Source organism: Variovorax sp. GW822-FHT04E09 (assembly GCF_058800845.1).
This window is the reverse complement of record NZ_JBXAMR010000001.1, coordinates 543,474-563,858: the sequence shown is the minus strand read 5'-3', so window position 1 is coordinate 563,858 and position 20,385 is coordinate 543,474. Positions and strand designations below refer to the sequence as shown.

The window sequence follows — 20,385 nt, the reverse complement described above, 5'->3', positions numbered from 1 at the left end:
GTCAGCGTTCTCCCTTGCGGTAGGGTTTCATCAGCGCCTGCGGGTAGCTGGCCTTGCGCGCCACCAGCACCAGCGCCAGGATCGACAGCAGGTAGGGCAGCATCAGGTACAGCTGGTAAGGCAGCACGGCATCGCCCGATTGTTGCAGCCGCAGCTGCAGCGCGTCGAAGAAGGCGAACAGCAACGCCCCGAGCAGGGCCTTGCCGGGCCGCCACGAGGCGAACACCACCAGCGCCACGCAGATCCAGCCGCGCCCGTTCACCATGTTGAAGAAGAAGGCGTTGAAGGCCGACAGCGTGAGGAACGCGCCGGCCACGCCCATCAGCGCCGAGCCCGCCACGATGGCGCCGGTGCGCGTGGCCGCGACCGACACGCCCTGGCTCTCGGCCGCCTGCGGGTTCTCGCCCACCATGCGCAGCGCCAGGCCCAGCGGCGTGCGGTACAGCACCCAGGCCACCGCCGGCACCAGCAGCAGCGCGAACAGCGTGAGCGCGGTCTGCGCGCCGAGGATGGGCACGGGCAGCCAGTCCATCGGCGCGAAGGGCGTGATGGTCGGCGGTGTGTTCACCTTCGGAAAGCTCACGCGGTAGCCGAAGTAGCTCAGCGCTGTGGCCAATAACGTGATGCCCAGCCCCGAGACGTGCTGCGACAGCGCGAGCCCGACGGTCAAAAAGGCGTGCAGCAATCCGAACACCATGCCCGTGAGCGCGGCCACGCCGACGCCGGCCCACAGCGGCGCGCCGGCGTACACCGCGAGCCAGCCGGTGAAGGCGCCCGCGACCATGATCCCCTCGATGCCCAGGTTGAGCACGCCCGCGCGTTCGCACAGCAGCACGCCCAGCGTGCCCAGGATGAGCGGCGTGGCGATGCGCAGCACCGCGACCCAGAAGGCGGGGTTGGAAAGAATGTCGAGCAGGTCGGTCATTTCGTCACCCGCACGCGGTACTGCGTGAGCAGCGTGGCCACCAGCACCGCGATCAGCGAGGCCGCGACGATCACGTCGGCGATGTAGGTCGGCACGCCCACGGCGCGGCTCATGGTGTCGGCACCGACCAGCACGCCGGCCACGAACACGCCGGCGGCGATCACGCCCAGCGGGTGCAGCCCGGCGAGCATCGCGATCACGATGCCCGTGTAGCCGTAGCCCGGCGACATGTCGAGCGTGACGTAGCTGGTGCGGCCCGCCACCTCGATGGCGCCGGCCAGCCCGGCCAGCGCGCCCGAGAGCAGCGCCACCATGACCACGGTGCGCGTCACCGGCACGCCGGCGAAGGCGGCTGCACGCGCATTGGCGCCCACGGCGCGGATGTCGAAGCCCAGTACCGTGTACTTGAAGATCGCCCACACGCTCACCGCGAGCGACACCGCCCACAGCAGCCCGGTGTGCACGCGCGTCTGCGCGATGAGCTTGCCCAGCTCCAGGTCGGACTGCAGCGACACGCTCTGCGGCCAGCCCATCGCGCTCGGGTCTTTCATCGGCCCGTCGAGCAGCGCCGACACGCCGAGCAGCACGATGAAGTTGATGAGCAGCGTGGTGACCACTTCGTCGACGCCGAGCTTGTTCTTCATGAGCGCCGGGCCCAGCAGCATCAGCGCGCCGGCCACCGCAGCAGCCAGCATCATCAGCGGGAACAGCAGCCAGGGTGAGAGTTCGAAGCCCGTGCCGCCGTGCATGCCGCCCACGGCCACGGCGGCCAGCGCACCCGCGAACAGCTGCCCCTCGGCGCCGATGTTGAAGAGCCGCGCCTTGAACGCGACCGTGGCGGCCAGGCCGGTGAGGATGAGCGGAATGGCCCGCGTCAGCGTCTCGCTCCATGCGAACACCGAGCCGAAGCCGCCCTGCAGCAGCAGCGCGTAGGTGCGCCCGACCGGCGCGCCGGCCCAGCGCACGAGCAGCGCGCTCACCAGCAGCGTGAACACGACCGCGCCGATGGGGGCCAGCACCAGCGCGGCGCGCGAGCTTTCGTGGCGTCGTTCGAGGCGCATCATGCGGCGGCTCCCGGGCGTTGCGGCGCGGTGGCGCCGGCCATCGCCAGGCCGATGGCCTCGCGTGTCCAGGCCGCGGCCGGGCGCGCTTCGCCGAGGTGGCCGCCGTGCATCACGGCCACGCGGTCGCCGAGCGCGAGCACTTCGTCGAGGTCGTCGGAAATGACGAGCACCGCCGCGCCGGCATCGCGTGCGGCAATGAGCTGCTGCTGCACGTAGGCGACGGCGCCGATGTCCAGGCCCCAGGTCGGCTGGTGCGCGACGATGAGGCGCGGGGCGCGGTTCGGGTATTTCTTGTTGTCGGTGTCTTGTTCCACTTGCTCGGGCGCCAGCAGCGCCCGCCCCAGGATCAGTTTCTGCATGTTGCCGCCCGAGAGCGAACGGGCCGGCGACATCAGGCCGGCGCCGCGCACGTCGAAGGCTTTCTCGATGCGCCGGGCGTGCAGCCGCGCGGCCGCGCGCCGGACGATGAACGACCAGCGTGAAAAGACAGGGCTGCGCAGCCGCTCGGACACGGCGTTCTCCCACACCGGCAAGTCGCCGACCACGCCGACCGCGTGCCGGTCTTCGGGGATGCGCGCCACGCCGCGCTGCACCAGCCGGGCGGGCGAGGGCGGCAGCGCGCGGCCCATGAACTGCGCGCTGCCGGAGACGGCGCGGCGCGTGCCGCTCAGCAGCTCGGCCAGCGCGACCTGGCCGTTGCCGGAGACGCCCGCGATGGCGGTGATCTCGCCCGCGCGCAGCGTGAGCGACACCTCGCGCAGGCGGTCCTGCCCGCCGTCTTTGGTCGATGCGGTGCTCACGTGGTCGAGCACGCAGACCGCGTCGCCCACCGACTTCGCGGGCCGGCGCTGCGGCGCCTCGACCGCATGGCCGACCATCCACAGCGCGAGCTGCGCCTGCGTGGTGTCGACCGTGCGCGCCTCGGCCACGAGCTTGCCGCCGCGCAGCACCGCGATGCGCTGCGACACGCGCAGCACCTCGCCGAGCTTGTGGCTGATGAAGATGACTGACAGGCCCTGCGTCACCATCTGCGCGAGCGTGGCGAACAGCGCCTCGCTTTCCTGCGGCGTGAGCACGGCCGTCGGTTCGTCGAGGATCAGGATGCGCGCGCCGCGGTACAGCGCCTTGAGGATTTCCACGCGCTGGCGCTCGCCGACCGAGAGGCTGCCGATGGTCGCGTCGGGCTGCACCGGCAGGCCGAAGCGCTGCGCCACCTCGAGCAGCCGCGCACGGGCCGCCGCACGGCGTGAGACCGGGCGCCACAGCGGCTCGGTGCCCATCGTCACGTTGTCGAGCACGCTGAGGTTGTCGGCCAGCGTGAAGTGCTGGTGCACCATGCCCACCCCGGCGGCCAGCGCAGCCTTGGGGTTGCCGGGCGGCAGGGGCGAGCCGAAGACTTCGATGCGGCCTTCGTCGGCGACGTAGTGGCCGAACAGGATCGACATCAGCGTCGACTTGCCGGCCCCGTTCTCGCCCAGCAGCGCGAGCACTTCGCCGGCCTGCAGGTCGAGGGAGATGGCGTCGTTGGCCACGAGCGGGCCGAAGCGCTTGGTGATGCCCTGGAGGCGGAGCACGGTGGGGTTCATGGGCAGGCAGGTGGCGACGGCAGGTCGCGGCAGAAATTCTCGATGGCCCGGGCGGAGGCGGCGGGCGAGGCCTGCAGCAGGCCGTGGGGGCCGTCGAGCTGCACCAGGTGCAACGCCGACAGCCCGCGCTGAATGGCGGCCACCGCGCGGCGCGGCACCACGCGGTCCTGCAGCGCCTGCAGGTACATGGCGGGCACGCCGACCCGCGGCAGCTTGTCGCGCACGTCGACGCGCTGCACTTCCTTCATGCGGTGGGTCATGACGGCCACCGACACCTGCTTCAGCGAAGCCTGGAGCATGTCCGACAGGTGTGGCGACGATGAGCCGCCCAGCAGCAGGTGCCGCATCGGCGCGCGCATGTGTTTCGAATGCAGCAGGCGCATCGACAGGTCGAGCAGGCCCGCGCGCATCAGCGCCAGGCCGGGCGCGGGCCGGCGCGCGAAGCTGCAGCACAGGATGAGGCCGCGCAGCCCCGGCGGACGCGAGGCTGCAAGGGAGATGGCCAGTGGCCCGGAAAACGACTCGCCGAGCAGCACGAAGGGCTGCTGCGTCGGCAGTTGCGCACGCACCAGCGGCTCGAGTTCGTCGTAGCCCAGCACCTCGCGGCCCGGGTAGCGCACGACGTCGATGGTGGCCTGCGGCCCCAGGGCCTGCGCCAGCGGCGCGAAGAGATCGCCGGTGCCGTCCATGCCCGGCAGCAAGACCAGACGAGGCAGGCGCCCGGGCGCCACCGTCACTTCCACGCGGCCAGGAAGGCCAGCATGACCTTGGCCGAGTTGTCGGCCGCGATGCTCATGAAGGTGCCCATCTCGTTCTCGCCGTCGCCGCCGCCCGCGAGGTCGCTGGGCGAGCGGAAGGCGATGTAGGGCACGCCGTTGCTGTAGGCGACCATGCCCACGGCGGCGGTTTCCATGTCGAGCACGTTGGCCTGGAAGGTCTTGTAGGTGTATTCGCGGTAGGCCTTGTTGTCCATGAAGGCCTGGCCCGACACGCCGTTGCCGCCCACCACCAGCTGCGGCTTGCGCGGCAGGCACTTGCCGGCGCCGCAGTTCGCCAGCTCGACGTTGCGGATGCTGCGCGCCACTTCGAGCATCTTCGGATCGGCCGCGAACCAGAACTTGCGCTCGATGCCCGGCTTGGCGGCCGAGCGCACCTCGACCGGGCGCGGGAAATTCATGCCGAAGTTGGGCAGCGTCGCGTCGGTGATGAAGGGCGGCGCGCTGTACTTGCCGGGCGCGGTCTCGCGCGCCATGAGCACCTCGAGGTACTGGCCCCACTGGGCCGGCACCGTCACGTCGCCCACGTGCAGCGACGGGTTCACGCCGCCCGCGATGCCGCTGAACACGATGCCGCTGATGCGAAAGCGGTTGAGCACGAGCTGCGTGTTCATGGTCGCGTTCGTCATGCTGATGCCCGAGAGGAACAGCACCACCGGCTTGCCTTCGAGCGTGCCGGTGGTGAACTCGACGCCGTTCACGCTGTGTTTGCGGGGCCCTTGCAGGCGCGTGAGCAGCAGCTTGAGCTCGGGCTCGAAGGCCGAGATCACGGCCAGGCGCGGCGTGTCGTCCAGCCGCGTGCTGCTGTTGATGCTGACGACGTCCGACTTGTAGACGCCGACGCAGCCCGTCAGCACGAGGCCGAGCGCGGCGGCCAGGACCGGGCCGCGCAGGCGCTGGAGAAGCGAGGAAGTGTTCGTCATGGTCATCAGGAGTTGGTGGGCGGGAGTGAGGGGCGGTGTGCGGCGTCGGGCGTGGCGATCCAGGCCTGCAGCGCGGCGACGCGCGCGTGCTTCGGTGCCAGGCCGACGAAGGTGGTGTAGGCGGCGAGCGCCTTGGCGTCGTTGCCGGCCTGCAGGTAGGCGTCGCCCAGGTTCAGGTAGGCGAGGGCGCGGCTGCCGTCCATGTCGATGGCCTGCTCGAACCAGCGCGCGGCCTCGACCGGCTTGCCGCGCTTGAAGTACACGAAGCCCAGGTTGTTGGCCGCCAGTGCAAAGCGCGGCTGCAGCTTCAGTGCCTCGGTGAAGGCGGCTTCGGCCTCGTCGTAGCGGCGCTCGCGGTACAGCTGCAGGCCGCGGTCGTTGGCGCGCTGGGCGGCCACGCGCGGCGTGAGCGGCGCGGCGGCCGGCATGGTCAGCTTGGTGTCGGCGCCTTCGAGGTTCTTCACCACCACTTCGACGGCAGCCGGGCCGGCCTTGGCCGCCTTGGCCGTCTTGGGTACGGCCGCCGCATGCACGGCCTGCTCGTTGGCCTGGTCGATGCGCTTGTTGACCTGGCTGGCGGCGGCGTCGAGCTGCAGGCTGTCGCCGCTGAGGCCTTCGCGTTCGACGGGCAACGCGAACACGAACTCGCCGCCCTCCGAGCCCGGCAGGCTGCCGAAGGCCGGCGTCTGCCGCGCGATGGCCGAGACCGCCGGCGCCACGTAGGCCGCGAGTTCGGTGCCGGTGATGACGTTGTCGCCGTTCAGGTCGGCCTTGCCCGACAGCGCCTGCAGCATCGTCCAGGTGAAGACCGAGTGGCCGCCGGGGCCGTCGTCGGCCACCTGCTGGTCGGCGCCGCCGGCGGTGAGCATCTGGCGGCCGATGCGGCGCGCGTTGTCGGTCAGGAAGTTCCTGTTGCCCTGCGCCGCGCCGCCGCGCGTGAGGCCCAGGCCCGAGTAGCAGGCGTCCACGAGGAACAGCACGTGCTTGGCCGACAGCGCCTCGGCCACCTCCTGCAGCTGCGGCATCGAGATGGCGTCGGAGGGCAGGTTGTCCAGCGTGGCGTCGACCGGCACGATGTAGCCGACGTCGCGCCCGCTCGCGAGCTTGCGGGTGCTGCCGTGGCCGGCAAAGAACACCAGCACGCGGTCGTCGCGCTTCACGCGCTTGCCGTCGGTCAGCTTTTCGTTCAGGGCGCGCAGGATGTTGGCGCGCGTGGCCTGGTCGTCGTACAGCGCCGTGATGTTCTCGGGCTTGAAGCCGAAGCGCGTCACGAGCAGCTGCTCCATCGCCTTGGCGTCGGGCACGGCGTGGTGCAGGCCGGGCCATTTGGCGTACTTGTCGATGCCGATCACCAGCGCGTGGCTCTCGCGGTAGAGCGTGTCGCCCGAGGTGGCGGCCACGCCGTCGTCGGGCGCCGCCTTTTTCGAGGCGCTCACGACGAACTTGCCGTCGCGCCAGGTGGCGAAGCGGTAGCCGTCGGCCACCAGCTGGTCGAGCACCGTGGGCAGGGCCTGCACGGTGCGGCCCTGGATGTCGTGGAACAGGATGACGCCGCGCTTGGCCTTGTCGACCTCAGCCAGCACGCGGTCGGCGATCGACTTGGGCACCGGGTCGGCCCAGTCCATGGAGTCGACGGTCCACATCATGGAGCGCAGCTTGAGCGCCTCGACCGTGCTCAGCTTGGCCTCGTTGCGCGCGCCGTAGGGAAAGCGAAAGAGGGTGGACTGCGGCCGGCCGGTGGCGTCGAGCAGCGCTTCGGTCTCGCTGGCTTCGACGCGCACCGCGTCGTCCGTCATCTTGGCCATCATGCCGTGGCTGAAGCTGTGGTTGGCGAGCACGTGGCCGGCGGCCAGCACGCGCTTGGCCGCCGCGCCGGTGGCGCTGAGCTGGGCCTTGCCCTGCGCGTCGAGCTTGCCCAGGTTGCGCCCGAGCTGGAAGAAGATGGCGGGCGCGTCGTAGCGCTTCAGTATCTCGAGGATCTCGTCGGTGTGCTTGGCGTGCGGGCCGTCGTCGAAGGTCAGTACCACGGTCTTGGCGGGCAGCGAGGTGCCGAAGATCTCGCGTGCGTCCACGCTGTCCTTTTCCTTGGCGCCGCCCGGGGGCTGCGTGTAGGGGACGATGGCGCCGAAGTCTTTCAGGATCTGCTCGCGCGAGTACAGGCCCTGCAGCTTCGCGACGTAGTCGGCCCACTTCTCGCGCTTGGGCTCGATGCCGCGCGGCGCGAAGCGGCCGAACACGTCTTTCAGCTCGCGGTCGTAGGCCTGCTCGATCTCGGCGAGCACGGCCAGGTCTTCGCTGGCGCGCCGGCCGAGCTTGAGCCCGGACAGCGACTGCGCCTGGCTGTAGCGCGTGCTCAGCTCCGAAAGAAACTCTTTGAACGCCAGCCGGTCCGCGTCGAACCAGCTCGGCTCGCTCTCGATGCGGTCGAGCAGGGCGTTCAGGCCCGCCACCGCAGCGGGGTCCGTCATGTCCGCGGCCTGGGCGATCAGCGCCTGCTGGCGCTCCTGCATCTCGTGAAAGAGCTGCTGCCCGACGGCGCTGACGGCGCGCTTCTCGGCCGCCTCGAGCGCACGTTCGCCGGTCATCAGCACGATCATCTGGCGGTGCGCGGCGAGCAGGGCGTCGGCGCGTGCCTGCAGCGCGGCCAGAATGCCGACCGGCGCCGCGACCACCGGCGGTGCAACGGCAGCAGGTGCCGAGGCGGCCGATGCGGGCGCCTCGGCCGATGCGGGCGCCTCGGCCGCTGGGGCCGGGGCCGTGGCCGCCGGCTCAGGTTGACAGGCGGCGAGCCCGGCGGCCAACGCCGCGATGGCCACGCCATGGATTGCGGTCTGCCATCGCGCACGCTTCATGGGTTCGGGTCTGCTCGCTTGTCTGTCTGCTTGTTACTTGGCGGTGGACTTCGGTTGGGCGTCGTCCACCTTCACGGTGAACTTGCCGGCCAGGATGTCGGCCTGCTTCGCCTTCACCTTGGCCACGACGTCGGCCGGCACCTTCTTCTCGAAGGTGCCCAGCGGCGCGAGCTCGGAGCCCTTGTGCTTCATGTGCGAGTAAACGCCGTAGTCCTCGGCGGCGAACTTGCCTTCCTTCACCAGCTTGATGGCGCGGTCGGCCGAGGGCTCGAAGTTCCACAGCGCCGAGGCCACCACCGTGTCGGGGTACTGGGCCTGCGTGTCGATCACGTTGCCGATGGCGAGCTTGCCCTTTTCCTTGGCCGCGTCCGACACACCGAAGCGCTCGGCGTACATGATGTCGGCGCCCTTGTCGATCATCGCGAAGGCCGCTTCCTTGGCCTTCGGCGGGTCGAACCAGCTGTTGATGAAGCTCACGCTGAACTCCACCTTCGGGTTCGTTTCCTTCGCGCCCGCCATGAACGCGTTCATGAGCCGGTTCACCTCGGGAATCGGGAAGCCGCCGACCATGCCGATGCGGTTGCTCTTGGTCATGCCGCCCGCGACCATGCCGCTGAGGTAGGCCGGCTCCTGGATGTAGTTGTCGAACACCGAGAAGTTGGGCGCCTGCGGCTTCAGCGACGAGCCCATGAGGAACGCCACCTTGGGGAAGTCTTTCGCGACCTTGCGCGCCGCCGCTTCCACCCCGAACACCTCGCCCAGGATCAGCTGGTTGCCGCCCGTGGCGTACTCGCGCATCACGCGCTCGTAGTCGGCGTTGCTCACGTTCTCGGTCGCCTTGTATTCGATCTCTCCCCGCGCCTCGGCCGCCTTCAGCGCCTTGTGGATGCGGCCCACCCATTGCTGCTCGAACGGCACCGTGTACACGGCAGCCACCTTGAGCTTGGCCTGCGCGAGCGCAAGGCCCGGGGCGCCCGCCGCAAGCGCTGCGGCAACGGCGATGGAACGAACGATCAATTGACGGCGTGCTGTCACGGTCTTCTCCTCGATGAAATGAAAGAACCAGCCCTGCAATCCCCATGCCCACCCACCGAATCGAGCCGGCCGCTCGCGGCCGGCTCCCTTCCAGCAAACACCGAGGAACCGGCTCCGCCGGGCCTCAGGTGTTGCCCCCGGTAGGGGGGTGGCGAAGCGACACGAAGTGCGCGAAGCCTGGGGGCGAGCCTACTTAGTGCCGAAGATGCGGTCGCCGGCGTCGCCGAGGCCGGGCAGGATGTAGCCGTGGCTGTCCAGCTCGCGGTCGATGGCGGCGGTGTAGATCGGCACGTCGGGGTGCGCGGTCTGCATCGTCTTCACGCCTTCGGGGCAGGTCAGCAGGCAGACGAACTTGATCGACTTGGGGTTGAGTTCCTTCAGCCGCTCGACCGCGGCCACGGCCGAGTTGCCGGTGGCCAGCATGGGGTCGACCACGATCACGTCGCGGTTCTCCATCTCGCCGGGCATCTTGAAGTAGTACTCGACGGCCGTGAGCGTCTTGGGGTCGCGGTACAGGCCGATGTGGCCGACGCGCGCGCCCGGCACCACCGTGAGCATGCCGTCCAGGATGCCGGTGCCGGCGCGCAGGATCGACACCAGCACCACCTTCTTGCCGTCGATGACCTTGGCCTGCATGGTCTCCAGCGGGGTCTCGACCTCGATGTCCTGCATCGGCATGTCGCGCGTGACCTCGTAGGCCATCAGCATGCTGATTTCGTTCAAGAGCCGGCGAAAGCTGTTGGTGGAGGCGTCCTTGCGGCGCATCAGCGTGAGCTTGTGCTGGACGAGGGGGTGGTCGACGAGGTGGACGTTGCTCATTGGAGTCTTCTTTTGGTGTGCCGTTGCGGAAAACAGGAGAGTCTAAAAGACTAGAAGACGGTGCCGTCGCTCTCGATCTGCAGCGGTGGCGCACCGTTTCGCAAGCGCTGTGCCAGCACCCGGCCGGCGGCCCAGGTGCCGCCTTCGAGCACGCAGGCCAGGGGCAGCTCTTCCTCGGTGCGGTCGAGCACCTTGCGCACGCGCGGGGCGATTTCGTCGAGCAGTGCTACGGTGAGGGCGCGCCACTCGACGATGAACTCGTCGCCGGCCTTCCAGCGGCGGGTGAGAAAGGCCGGCTCGCGCGGCACGATCACGCCGCTGTCGATCAGCAGGCCGCCGTTGCGGTACTCGGGCAGGGCGGTGAGCGCGTCGAGATGCCGTACCTTCACGCCGGCCCATTCGAAGGGCTCGAGCAGCGAATACGTGAGCCACTGCGACAGCTTGTGGAACGGCATCCAGCCGTTGGTGAGCCCGGGCCCGGCGACGGCGCTGTGGCGCCAGCAGTCGCCCAGCGCGAAGGCCGGGTCGCCGGAGCCGCCGACGTTGTCGCTGCCGTCGGCCGCCAGGCTGTCGATGGCGTTGGCCGAGGGCCAGATGTGCGAGAGGGTGTCGAGCAGCAGCGACAAAATCTGGTGCGCCGTGATCTCGGCCGTGGGCGGCGAGGCCGCGCCCAGCGGGGCCACGAGCGCGTCGAAAAGGCCGGCGGGCCGGCCGTCGTCGCCGAAGGTTTCGGGCTGCTCGCTCATGGCCTCGCCGAGGCGGCGCAGCAGCACCGCGCGCCCGGACAGGCCGACCAGCGGATTGACCTCGCTCACCTGGAAGGCGTCGCCCAGGCGCTCGGTCACGAGGCCGCGCAGGCCGGCCGCGTCGGCCTGCAGCGGGTGGTTCGGGTCGGACGAGAAGAGCCCGCTGGTGAACGCATGGAAGCACGCCACGCCCAGGCCTTCGGAGCGCGTGAAGCGCAGGCCGGTGGCCGGTTCGGTGTAGTGCCAGGTCGGGCCGGCGCCGGCGTCGAGCAGCACGCTCACCAGCGTGAGGTCGATGTGGGCGCGGGCGCGCTGGCGGGCGTCGAGGCCTTTGCCGAGCAGCGCGTCGAGCTGCAGGCGGCGGTCGACGCCGCCGGCCTCGAAGTGGCGCCAGCGGCTGTGGTACGGGATTGTGTCCCAGGGGTAGCGCTCGCGCGTGACCTCGGCCACGGTGCGCGCCGCGTCTTCGAGCGCGTCGTCGCTGCCGATGCGGAACCACTGCGATTCGCCGCGGCGCGCCCGCGCCAGCAGGGCGCCCGCGCGCTGGCGGATGGCGGTGGTGGTGCGCAGCAAGGTGGCGGCGCCGGCCGGGTGGGCGGTGTCGGGCGCGAACTCGATCGACGGATCGACAGCGCCCGCGCCGCCGGGGCGCAGGCTGCCGGAACCGTCGGCGGGCAGGTCGATGTCGGTGCTTCGGCTCATTCGCTCAATCCCCGGCCCTTGGCCTTTTTCAGTTCCTCTGCGTCCGGCACCGGGCCGGGGGTGAAATAGCCGGCTGCCATCTTGGCGTCCATCTCGACGCGGGCGTCGGCCGGGATCAGTTCGTCGGGAATGTTCACGCGCTCGCCGATCTCGATGCCCGAGCCGGTGATGGCGTCGAACTTCATGTTGCTCATCGACACGAGGCGGTGGATCTTCTTGATGCCCAGCCAGTGGAAGACGTCGGGCATCAGCTCCTGGAAGCGCATGTCCTGCACGCCGGCCACGCACTCGGTGCGCGCGAAATACTGGTCGGCCGTGTCGCCACCCACCTGGCGCTTGCGGGCGTTGTAGACGAGGAACTTGGTCACTTCGCCGAGCGCGCGGCCTTCCTTGCGCGAGTAGGCGATGAGCCCCACGCCGCCGCGCTGCGCGCCCTGGATGCATTCCTCGATCGCGTGCGTGAGGTAGGGGCGGCAGGTGCAGATGTCGGAGCCGAACACGTCGGAGCCGTTGCACTCGTCGTGGATGCGCGCGGTGAGCTCCACGTCGGGGTTGGCCAGGTCGCGCGGGTTGCCGAAGATGTACAGCGTCTGCCCGCCGATGGGTGGCAAAAACACCTCCAGGTCGGAGCGCGTGACCAGCTCGGGGTACATGCCGCCGGTTTCCTCGAACAGCGTGCGGCGCAGGTCGGTCTCGGAGCAGCCGAAGCGGCGCGCCACCTCGGGCAGGTACCACACGGGCTCGATGGCCGCCTTTGTCACCATCGCGGCGCCGCCCGTGGTGAGGAAGTGACCGTCAGCCTTCAGGCGCCCGCTTTGCAGCGCCTCGATCACCTCGGGCAGGATCACATGCGCCTTGGTGATCGCGATGGTCGGGCGGATGTCGTAGCCGGCCGCGAGTTCGGTGGAGAACACGTCGGCCACCAGCGCGCCCCAGGGGTCGAGCGAGACGATGCGCCCGGGCTCGCTCCACTGCGGATAGGGGCCGATGACGTCGGTGGGCGCGGTGTTGGTGAGGTCGGCCTTGTGTTCGCGCTTCAGGGCGCCGGCCGCCACGGCCAGCGCGCGGTACACGCTGTACGAGCCGCTGTGCGTGCCGATGACGTTGCGGTGCGCGCGCTTGGTGGTCGTGCCGACCACGGGCCCGCGCTCGGTGGCGGTGGCCGCGCCCCAGTGGATGGGCAGGGCGCCGAAGCCGCCGGCATGCGAGGTCAGGCGGATGTGGCCGGTCGAGGACGAGGGGTGGAGCGGAGGGCTCTGCGCCGGGCTGGCACCGGTCGCGGTCGGCAAGGCGGAAGGGAGCGCGGTACTGTCTGCAGACATTTGAGGCCCTCAAAAAATGCAATGTACCGAGCACTTGTGCGGCTGGCAAGCGAGGGCCCGCGCGGTCTGGCCGCACTGGCATTCATGCAGGCGAGGAGCGCAGGCCGTAGGTCTTGCCGTGCACGAACAGGTACTCGGCGCGCAGCACCGCGTCGCCTTTCTCGCCGGTGAAGGTGAAGCCGAGCACGGCCACCGGCGTGCCGGGTTTGATTTCCTCGACGCCCCAGGCCTGCAGCCGCGTGAGCGGGGCCAGCTCGATCTGCCACTTGCGGTCGCGCCGCGTCGGCAGCTGCGCCTTGGCCAGCAGCGCCGCGCCGTCGACCGTGGCGCTTTGCTTGGGCAGGGGCCGCTGCTTCAGGTCGGGCGGCAGCGCGAGGTTCTCGGGCAGCTCGATCTCCAGCTCGCCGTGCGGATTGCGCCAGCTCACCTTGGTGGCGCGGCCTTCCAGATAGAGCGGGCGTTCCTGGTCAAAACTGCTCCAGCCGTGGTGGGCCCAGGCGGGCAGGGCCAGTGCGATCGAACCGGTCACGAACATGCGTCGATGCAGCATCGCGTTCTCCTTGGTCAGACATAGGCAATCCAGCGCCCGCAGATGATGACAGCGAGCCAAAACCCCAAAGACAGGAGGCATTGAAACCTGGCGAATCCGCTCTGCCCGCCGAGGTCGCCGCGCAGGTGGAACCAGGCGGCGTTGAGGCCGGCCAGCAGGATCAGCAGCAGCTTCACGCGAAAGGCCGTGTTGTTCAGCAACTCGCCCGGCTGGCTCGCGAACATGGTCAGGCCGGTCAGTGCGCACAGGCCGAAGCCCAGCAGGGCGGGGCGCAGCGTGAGGCGCGCCAGCAGCGGCGCCGGCAGCTCGCGGGCCAGGCCGAGGGCGCGCAGCTCGAACACCAGCAGGCCGCCGAACAGCAGCGCGATGCCCACGATGTGCGCCGCCTCCAGCGCCGGGTAGGCCCAGGGGTGCGAGACGAGTCCGGCCAGCATCGGCGCAGCTTAGCCCAAGCCTCGCCCTGGGGGCGCGGCACAATCCCTTGCAATCTTTTTTCACCAGGCTGTAACCGGCCGGCCCGATGGCACGAAACACCGTAGGCAGCAGGACGACACCGAGCGACGCGGAAGCGGCCTTGCGCCTCCTGTTCCTTCGCGGCCTCGATGGCGACGCCGGCGCGTACCGCGAGTTCCTGCAGAAACTGAGCGCGCACCTGCGCGCTTTTCTGGGCAAGCGCCTGTTCGGCTGGCCCGATGAAGTGGAAGACCTCGTCCAGGAATGCCTGCTCGCCATGCACAACCAGCGCCACACCTACCAGAGCGACCAGCCGCTGACGGCCTGGGTGCATGCCATTGCGCGCTACAAGATGATCGACCTGCTGCGCGCCAAGTCGGTCCGCGAAGACCTGCATGACCCGCTGGACGACGACCTGGCGGTGTTCGCCGCGTCGGCCACCGAGGCCAGCGATGCGAAGCGCGACCTCGGCGGGCTGCTGCAGACCCTGCCCGAACGCCAGCGCCTGCCCATCGTGCACGTGAAGATCGAAGGCCTCTCGGTGGCCGAGACGGCCAGCCTCACGGGCATGTCGGAGTCGGCGGTGAAGGTCGGCATCCACCGGGGCCTGAAGGCCCTGGCCGCGAAGTTCGGGGGAGGTGCCGCGCCATGAAGACCGACGACCTCGTGAACCTGCTGGCCGCCGGCGAGGTGGCGGTGCCGCGGCGCAGCGCCAGTGGGCGCATCGGGCTGGCGGTGCTGGCCGCGCTGCCGGTGTCGTTCGTGATCCTGTTCGGCGAGTACGGGCTGCGGCCCGACCTGGTGCAGGCGATGTTCTGGCCGATGTTCTGGGTCAAGGTGCTGTTTCCGCTGTGCATCGCGGCGGCGGCCTTCGTGACGGTGCAGCGGCTGGCTCGGCCCGGCGTGCGGATGCGCCACGCGTGGTGGGGCGGGGTGCTGCCGGTGCTGGGGATCTGGGGGCTGGCGGCGTTCGTCTGGTTCTCGGTGCCGATCGAGGAGCGCATGCCCTTGCTGATGGGCCAGTCGTGGCGCATCTGCGCCCTGAGCATCGGCTTCATGGCGCTGCCGGTGTTCGCGGCCACCTTCGTGGCGCTGCGCGGGCTGGCGCCGACGCGGCCCGCGCTGGCCGGGGCCGCGGCCGGCGCGCTGGCCGGCGGCGTGGGCGCGTCGGTCTATGCGCTGCACTGCATGGAGCTGACCGCGCCGTTCCTCGCGGTCTGGTACGTGAGCGGGATCGCGGTGCCGGTGCTGCTGGGCGCGGCACTGGGGCCGCGCCTGCTGCGCTGGTAGCGAGTCGCTTTCTACTTTTAGCGCTTCTTGCTGCCGAAGATCCCGCCCAGCACGCCGCGCAGGATCTCCTTGCCCACCGACGTGCCCATGGTGCGCACCGCCGACTTGGCCATGGTCTGCACGAGGCCGTCGCGCTTGCCGCCGCGCGGGCCGGTGCTGCCGAAGAGCATGTCGTTGAGCATGCCACCCATGCCGGACGATTCTTCGGCCGCCGCGCCCTTGCCGGCTGCGGCCGGCGCATCGGGCGCGCTCTCGGCACGGCCCTTGAGCTTTTCGTAGGCCGATTCGCGGTCGATGGTCTTCTCGTACACGCCCGCCACCAGCGAGCCCGCGATCAGCGCCTTGCGCTGCTCGGGCGTGATCGGGCCGAGCTGGCTGCCCGGCGGCAGCACGTACACGCGCTCGGTGATGCTCGGGCGACCCTTGGCGTCCAGGAAGCTCACCAGCGCCTCGCCCACGGCGAGTTCGGTGATGGCGGTCTCGATGTCCAAGCCGGGCTTCTGGCGCATGGTGCTGGCGGCGGCCTTCACGGCCTTCTGGTCGCGCGGGGTGAAGGCGCGTAGCGCGTGCTGCACCCGGTTGCCCAGCTGGGCCAGCACCGAATCGGGAATGTCCAGCGGGTTTTGCGTGACGAAATACACGCCGACGCCCTTGGAACGCACCAGCCGCACCACGAGTTCGATGCGTTCCACCAGCGCCTTGGGCGCTTCGTTGAACAGCAGGTGGGCCTCGTCGAAGAAGAAGGCCAGCTTCGGCTTCTCGGGGTCGCCGATTTCGGGCAGCTGCTCGAACAGCTCCGACAGCATCCACAGCAGGAAGGTGGCATACAGGCGCGGCGAATTCATGAGCTTGTCGGCCGCCAGGATGTTCACCACCCCCTTGCCGCCCACCGTCTGCATGAAGTCGGTGATGTTGAGCATCGGCTCGCCGAAGAACTTGTCGCCGCCCTGGGTCTCGATTTGCAGCAGGCCGCGCTGGATTGCCCCGACGCTGGCGGCGCTGATGTTGCCGTACTCGGTGGTGAACTGGCTCGCGTTCTCGCCCACGTACTGCAGCATGGCGCGCAGGTCTTTCAGGTCGAGCAGCAGCATGCCGCTGTCGTCGGCGATCTTGAACACCAGGTTCAGCACGCCGGCCTGGGTTTCGTTCACGTCGAGCATGCGGCCCAGCAGCAGCGGGCCCATGTCGGACACGGTGGCGCGCACCGGGTGGCCCTGTTCGCCGAACACGTCCCACAGCGTGACGGGGCAGGCGGCCGGCTCGGGCACGTCGATACCGCGTTCCTTGAGCGTGGCGGCCAGTTTCTCGCTGACGCTGCCTTTCTGGCTGATGCCGGTCAGGTCGCCCTTGACGTCGGCCATGAACACCGGCACGCCGATGTTCGACAGTTGTTCGGCGATGGTCTGGAGCGAGACGGTCTTGCCGGTGCCGGTGGCGCCGGTGATCAGGCCATGGCGGTTGGCCAGGCCGGGCAGGAGGGTGCACTCGATGGTGTCGTGGCGTGCGATCAGAAGGGGGTCGGCCATGGGGCGCTCCGGGTCGTATCGAAGCGCGCAGTCTAATCAACCGCCACTCCTATAATTCACGACCCCGCACGGTCGTTCAGGAAAAAAGTTCAGGAGGTTTTTTTGTCATCGACTGCTCAGCCCCCCATTCCCGCCACTGGCGATGCATCCGAACAGTCGCCGATCGAAAAAGAGCTGGCCGTGTTGCTCGTGAACGCGCTCAATCTCGAGGTCGCACCTGAAGAGATCGTTCCAACCGACCCGCTGTACGGCGAAGGTCTGGGCCTCGACTCCATCGACATCCTCGAAGTCGCGCTCGAAGTTTCGCGCCGCTATGGTTTCCAGCTGCGCTCGGACGACGAGCGCAACCAGCAGATCTTCCAGTCGCTGCGTACGCTCGCGACCCACGTCGCCGAGCACCGCAGCGCCACCTGATCCATGTCCCGATGGCGACTCGTCCTCCTGCTGCTGGTAGGGGTCACGTATGCCGGCCTCTCCCACTGGATGACGCTGTTCCACGCCACCGAGCCCTGGGCTGTGGTGGTGTTGCTCGGCCCGTTGTGGATCGCGGCCATGGGCTGCGCCGCCAGCTGGTTCGGCCGCTGGGGCCTGGCCATTGCGGCGGCGCTGGGCATCGGCGGCTTCTCGCTCGTCTTCCTCGGTGAGGCGGGCGACACGAACCGCCTGTACGTGCTGCAGCACATCGGCATCAACGGCGCCTTGTGCGGCTGGTTCGGCTCGACGCTGCGCGGCAAGGGCCTGCCGCTGATCACCCAGTTCGCGCAGCGCGTGCACCCGCTGAAGGGGCACATGCTGTCTTACACGACGCACCTCACGCAGGTGTGGACGGTGTATTTCGCCGTGGTGGTGGTCTCGTCGATCGTGGTCTACCTGACGATGCCGTTCTCGGCCTGGTCGCTGCTGGCCAACGTGCTGTCGCCGCTGAGCGTGGCGCTGCTTTTCGTGGGCGAGCACCTCGTGCGCTACCGCCTGCATCCCGAATTCGAACGCACGCGCCTCGTCGATGCGGTGCGCGCGTTCTACGGCACCTCGACGGTGGACAACGGCGCTGGCGGCCAATGAAACAGGCGCAGCCCGCGTGATCCTCGACACCGCTTCTTCTTCCTTCCTGCCGCTGCTCGCGGACCGCAACCCCGACGCGCCCCTGGCCTGGCGCGCCGGCCAGCCGGTCAGCACGCGCCAGTTCCTGGCCGACGTCGCGCGCTTGGCGCCCGCACTGCCTGCCAAGGGGCCTGCCGTCAACCTCTGCCTCGATCGCTACGCCTTCGCCGTGAGCCTGGGCGCCGCGCTGGTGCGCGGCCACGCCAGCCTGCTGCCGCCCGATGCACGGCCGGACACGCTGGCGCGCCTGACCGAAACCGGCGGCGCCCACCTGTTCGCGCTGACCGACGACGACAAGCTCGACACGCCCGGCATGCGGCGCCTGCAGGTCGAGGCCGTGCCCGGCCCGGCCGGCGATGCGCCGGTGCCCGCCATCGACGGCGGCCGGCATGCGGCCAGCCTGCTCACCTCGGGTTCCACCGGCGTGCCGCAACCGCATGCCAAGGCCTGGCGCACGCTGGTCGGCGACGTCGAAGTGGCGGTCGAGCGGCTGTGCCGCGTGCTGCAGCGGCCCACGCTCGAAGGGCTCACGCTGGTGGCGACCGTGCCGGTGCAGCACAGCTACGGCCTGGAGTCGTCGGTGCTGCTCGCGATGCTCGGTGGCGCCGCCTTTGAAACCGGGCGGCCGTTCTTTCCGGCCGACGTCGCGAAGGCGCTGGCCTCGGTGCCGCGTCCGCGCGCACTGGTGACCACGCCGTTTCACCTGAAGACGCTGCTGCTGTCGGGCATCGAGCTGCCGTCGGTCGACCTGATCCTGTCGGCCACCGCGCCGCTGTCGCCGCAACTGGCCGCGCAGGCCGAGCAGGCGCTGGGCGGCGTGCTGCTCGAAATCTACGGCAGCACCGAATCGGGCCAGGTGGCCACGCGCCGCACGACCGAGAGCGAAATCTGGGAAACCTTCGGCGAGATCCGCGTGCATGCGCAGCCGGGGGAGGGTGACGGCCCCGAGCGCTTCATCTTCAGCGGCGATTTCATTCCCGAGCCGACGCCGATGGCCGACGTGCTCGAGCTGCTCGATGCACGGCGCTTTCGCCTGTTCGGGCGCGCCAACGACCTGATCCACGTCGCCGGCCGGCGCAGTTCGCTCGCGCACCTGAACTACCACCTCAACAGCATCGCCGGCGTCGAGGACGGCGCCTTCTGGCTGCCCGACGAGGTGGCCGACGGCGTGGTGCGGCCGGTGGCGTTCGTGGTGGCGCCCACGCTGTCGGCGGCGGACATCATTGCTGCACTGCGGCAACGCCTGGAGCCCGTGTTCGTGCCGCGCCGCGTGGTGCAGGTCAAGGCCTTCCCGCGCGAAGGCACGGGCAAGCTCACGGTGCGGGCGCTGCGCGAATTTGCGCTGGCGCAGCTGGCCGACGACCAGACGCCGGTGCAGATGGCGCACACGGTGCCGGTCGACCATCCGGCCTTTGCCGGCCACTTTCCTGGCCAGCCGCTGGTGCCCGGCGCGTTGCTGCTGGCCGAGGTCATGGAAGTCGTGCGGCGCGTGCCGGCGCTGTCGGCACGGCTCGGCCCGAGCCCGACGCTGGCGGCCGCCAAGTTCCTGGCGCCCGTGCGGCCTGGCAGCACGCTGTCCATCGAGCTGCATCCCGAGGCCGGCACCGGCCGCGGCGTGCGTTTCGACGTGCGCTGTGACGGCGTGGCGGCTGTCACCGGCCGCTGGACGGCTGTGCCAGAGTCGGCGGGATGAAGCACACCGACGCCGAAACGCGCGCCGTGGACGAAGCGGCGCGGCAGACCGCCCGCCCGGCGGCCCAGCAGGGCGACTGGGCGCGCGCGCCCGAGCGCAGCAACATGCTGGCGCTGCGCTTCATCTGCCTGATGGCGCTGGTGTGCGGACGGCACGTCACGCGGCTGCTGCTGCCGCCGATCAGCCTGTACTTCCTGCTGTTCGCGCCGGCACCGCGCCGCTACATCAAGCGCTACCTGTTCAGGGCCATCGGCCCGCGCGCGGGCTGGGTCGACGGCTACCGCCTGCTGCACGCGTTTTCCTCCACCGTGCTCGACCGCGTGTACTTCCTGCGCGGACGCATGGACCTGTTCAAGCTGAAGATCGAAGGCAACGCCCCGATCGAGGCCGAGGCGGCCGAAGGGCGGGGCGCTTTCCTGCTCGGCGCCCACATCGGCAGCTTCGAGGTGCTCGGCGCCTGCAAGCAGCAAAAGCACCAGAACCGCATGCGGCTGGCGATGCTGATGTACCCGGACAACGCGCAGCGCATCACCGCCATCCTGAACGCGATCGCGCTGCCCGAGATGCGGCCCCATGTGATCGCGCTGGGCCGGCCGCATTCGATGCTCGCGCTGCGCGACTGGCTCGACGGCGGCGGCCTCGGCGGCATGCTGGCCGACCGCACGCTGCCGGGCAGCGAGGAGCAGCCGGCGAACCAGCGCGGCAACAACATCGTGCTGCCTTTCCTGGGCCAGCCGGCCGTCTTCAACGACGGCCCGTTCCGGCTGGCGGCGCTGTTGCGCCGCAAGGTGTTCTTCATGGCCGGCATGTACGGCGGCGGTGCCCGCTACGATGTCCGGTTCGACCCGCTGGCCGACTTCGGTACGCCGTTCGCTGACGCCGCGGAGCGTGAACGCCGCATCCGAAGCGCGGTCGAAGCCTATGTGGCCCGCCTGGAGGCGCTGTGCCGCGCCTACCCGTACAACTGGTTCAACTTTCATGATTTCTGGCTCGAAGATGCGGCTTGATCGGCTTTGCAGGGT

19 protein-coding genes are annotated in these 20,385 nt (G+C 69.8%); 6 read left to right on the top strand and 13 right to left on the bottom strand.

All coding sequences use genetic code 11. The annotated features are described in order from the left end of the window. Window position 1: 1 nt before the first annotated feature. The 12 genes from AC1RL8_RS02660 to AC1RL8_RS02605 all read right to left on the bottom strand — a co-directional run bounded on the left by AC1RL8_RS02660 (window position 2) and on the right by AC1RL8_RS02605 (window position 13,734). Window positions 2–925, bottom strand: coding sequence for an ABC transporter permease (locus AC1RL8_RS02660; RefSeq protein ID WP_062477785.1), 924 nt, complete (start codon window positions 923–925; stop codon window positions 2–4). Continuing rightward, on the bottom strand, window positions 922–1,986 hold the full coding sequence (locus AC1RL8_RS02655; protein ID WP_492687192.1) for an ABC transporter permease: 1,065 nt from the start codon (window positions 1,984–1,986) through the stop codon (window positions 922–924). Before AC1RL8_RS02655 ends, AC1RL8_RS02660 begins: the two co-directional genes overlap by 4 nt. Continuing rightward, complete coding sequence (locus AC1RL8_RS02650) at window positions 1,986–3,575, bottom strand: ABC transporter ATP-binding protein (protein WP_492687136.1); 1,590 nt, start codon at window positions 3,573–3,575, stop codon at window positions 1,986–1,988. The genes AC1RL8_RS02655 and AC1RL8_RS02650 overlap by 1 nt, the downstream gene beginning before the upstream one ends. Beyond that, window positions 3,572–4,318, bottom strand: a complete 747-nt coding sequence (locus tag AC1RL8_RS02645) for an alpha/beta fold hydrolase (protein ID WP_492687135.1) — start codon at window positions 4,316–4,318, stop codon at window positions 3,572–3,574. Before AC1RL8_RS02645 ends, AC1RL8_RS02650 begins: the two co-directional genes overlap by 4 nt. Continuing rightward, complete coding sequence (locus AC1RL8_RS02640; RefSeq protein WP_492687134.1) at window positions 4,309–5,280, bottom strand: 5'-methylthioadenosine/S-adenosylhomocysteine nucleosidase; 972 nt, start codon at window positions 5,278–5,280, stop codon at window positions 4,309–4,311. Before AC1RL8_RS02640 ends, AC1RL8_RS02645 begins: the two co-directional genes overlap by 10 nt. Next, window positions 5,280–8,126, bottom strand: coding sequence for a polysaccharide deacetylase family protein (locus AC1RL8_RS02635; protein WP_492687133.1), 2,847 nt, complete (start codon window positions 8,124–8,126; stop codon window positions 5,280–5,282). Before AC1RL8_RS02635 ends, AC1RL8_RS02640 begins: the two co-directional genes overlap by 1 nt. Window positions 8,127–8,159: 33 nt before the next feature. Further along, window positions 8,160–9,161 (bottom strand): BMP family protein, encoded by a 1,002-nt coding sequence (locus AC1RL8_RS02630; protein ID WP_056582550.1) that lies wholly within the window; start codon window positions 9,159–9,161, stop codon window positions 8,160–8,162. A gap of 189 nt (window positions 9,162–9,350) precedes the next feature. Beyond that, window positions 9,351–9,980, bottom strand: coding sequence for a uracil phosphoribosyltransferase (gene upp, locus AC1RL8_RS02625; protein WP_062477764.1), 630 nt, complete (start codon window positions 9,978–9,980; stop codon window positions 9,351–9,353). Between the two features lie 50 nt (window positions 9,981–10,030). Continuing rightward, the gene (locus tag AC1RL8_RS02620; RefSeq protein ID WP_492687132.1) at window positions 10,031–11,428 is read right to left on the bottom strand and encodes a URC4/urg3 family protein; all 1,398 of its coding nucleotides are present in this window, start codon (window positions 11,426–11,428) and stop codon (window positions 10,031–10,033) included. After that, window positions 11,425–12,750: a GTP cyclohydrolase II gene (locus AC1RL8_RS02615; protein ID WP_062477758.1), complete on the bottom strand. Its 1,326-nt coding sequence runs from the start codon at window positions 12,748–12,750 to the stop codon at window positions 11,425–11,427. Before AC1RL8_RS02615 ends, AC1RL8_RS02620 begins: the two co-directional genes overlap by 4 nt. 82 nt (window positions 12,751–12,832) lie before the next feature. After that, complete coding sequence (locus AC1RL8_RS02610; RefSeq protein ID WP_070060744.1) at window positions 12,833–13,300, bottom strand: DUF6152 family protein; 468 nt, start codon at window positions 13,298–13,300, stop codon at window positions 12,833–12,835. A gap of 14 nt (window positions 13,301–13,314) precedes the next feature. Then, entirely contained in the window at window positions 13,315–13,734 is a 420-nt protein-coding gene (locus AC1RL8_RS02605) for a hypothetical protein (RefSeq protein ID WP_070060743.1), read from the bottom strand. A gap of 86 nt (window positions 13,735–13,820) precedes the next feature. On the opposite strand from AC1RL8_RS02605, the gene AC1RL8_RS02600 reads away from it, so the two are divergent. Next, on the top strand, window positions 13,821–14,405 hold the full coding sequence (locus AC1RL8_RS02600) for a sigma-70 family RNA polymerase sigma factor (RefSeq protein ID WP_492687131.1): 585 nt from the start codon (window positions 13,821–13,823) through the stop codon (window positions 14,403–14,405). Continuing rightward, entirely contained in the window at window positions 14,402–15,043 is a 642-nt protein-coding gene (locus AC1RL8_RS02595) for a DUF1109 domain-containing protein (RefSeq protein ID WP_307693557.1), read from the top strand. Before AC1RL8_RS02600 ends, AC1RL8_RS02595 begins: the two co-directional genes overlap by 4 nt. Before the next feature lie 17 nt (window positions 15,044–15,060). Here AC1RL8_RS02595 and AC1RL8_RS02590 read toward each other — a convergent pair whose 3' ends face one another. Then, window positions 15,061–16,569: a helicase HerA-like C-terminal domain-containing protein gene (locus AC1RL8_RS02590; RefSeq protein WP_492687130.1), complete on the bottom strand. Its 1,509-nt coding sequence runs from the start codon at window positions 16,567–16,569 to the stop codon at window positions 15,061–15,063. Window positions 16,570–16,671: 102 nt separating this feature from the next. Here AC1RL8_RS02590 and AC1RL8_RS02585 point away from each other — a divergent pair, with 102 nt between their 5' ends. From AC1RL8_RS02585 to AC1RL8_RS02570, 4 genes are read left to right on the top strand one after another with little or no spacing between them, the layout of a single operon-like run. Continuing rightward, the gene (locus AC1RL8_RS02585) at window positions 16,672–16,983 is read left to right on the top strand and encodes a phosphopantetheine-binding protein (RefSeq protein WP_062482694.1); all 312 of its coding nucleotides are present in this window, start codon (window positions 16,672–16,674) and stop codon (window positions 16,981–16,983) included. 3 nt (window positions 16,984–16,986) lie between these two features. Continuing rightward, a complete protein-coding gene (locus AC1RL8_RS02580; RefSeq protein ID WP_070060740.1) occupies window positions 16,987–17,631 on the top strand; it encodes a COG4648 family protein in 645 nt (214 codons plus the stop codon). A gap of 16 nt (window positions 17,632–17,647) precedes the next feature. Next, window positions 17,648–19,363: an AMP-binding protein gene (locus AC1RL8_RS02575; protein WP_492687129.1), complete on the top strand. Its 1,716-nt coding sequence runs from the start codon at window positions 17,648–17,650 to the stop codon at window positions 19,361–19,363. Further along, window positions 19,360–20,370, top strand: a complete 1,011-nt coding sequence (locus AC1RL8_RS02570; RefSeq protein ID WP_062482685.1) for a lysophospholipid acyltransferase family protein — start codon at window positions 19,360–19,362, stop codon at window positions 20,368–20,370. Before AC1RL8_RS02575 ends, AC1RL8_RS02570 begins: the two co-directional genes overlap by 4 nt. The last annotated feature ends 15 nt before the right edge of the window (window positions 20,371–20,385 follow it).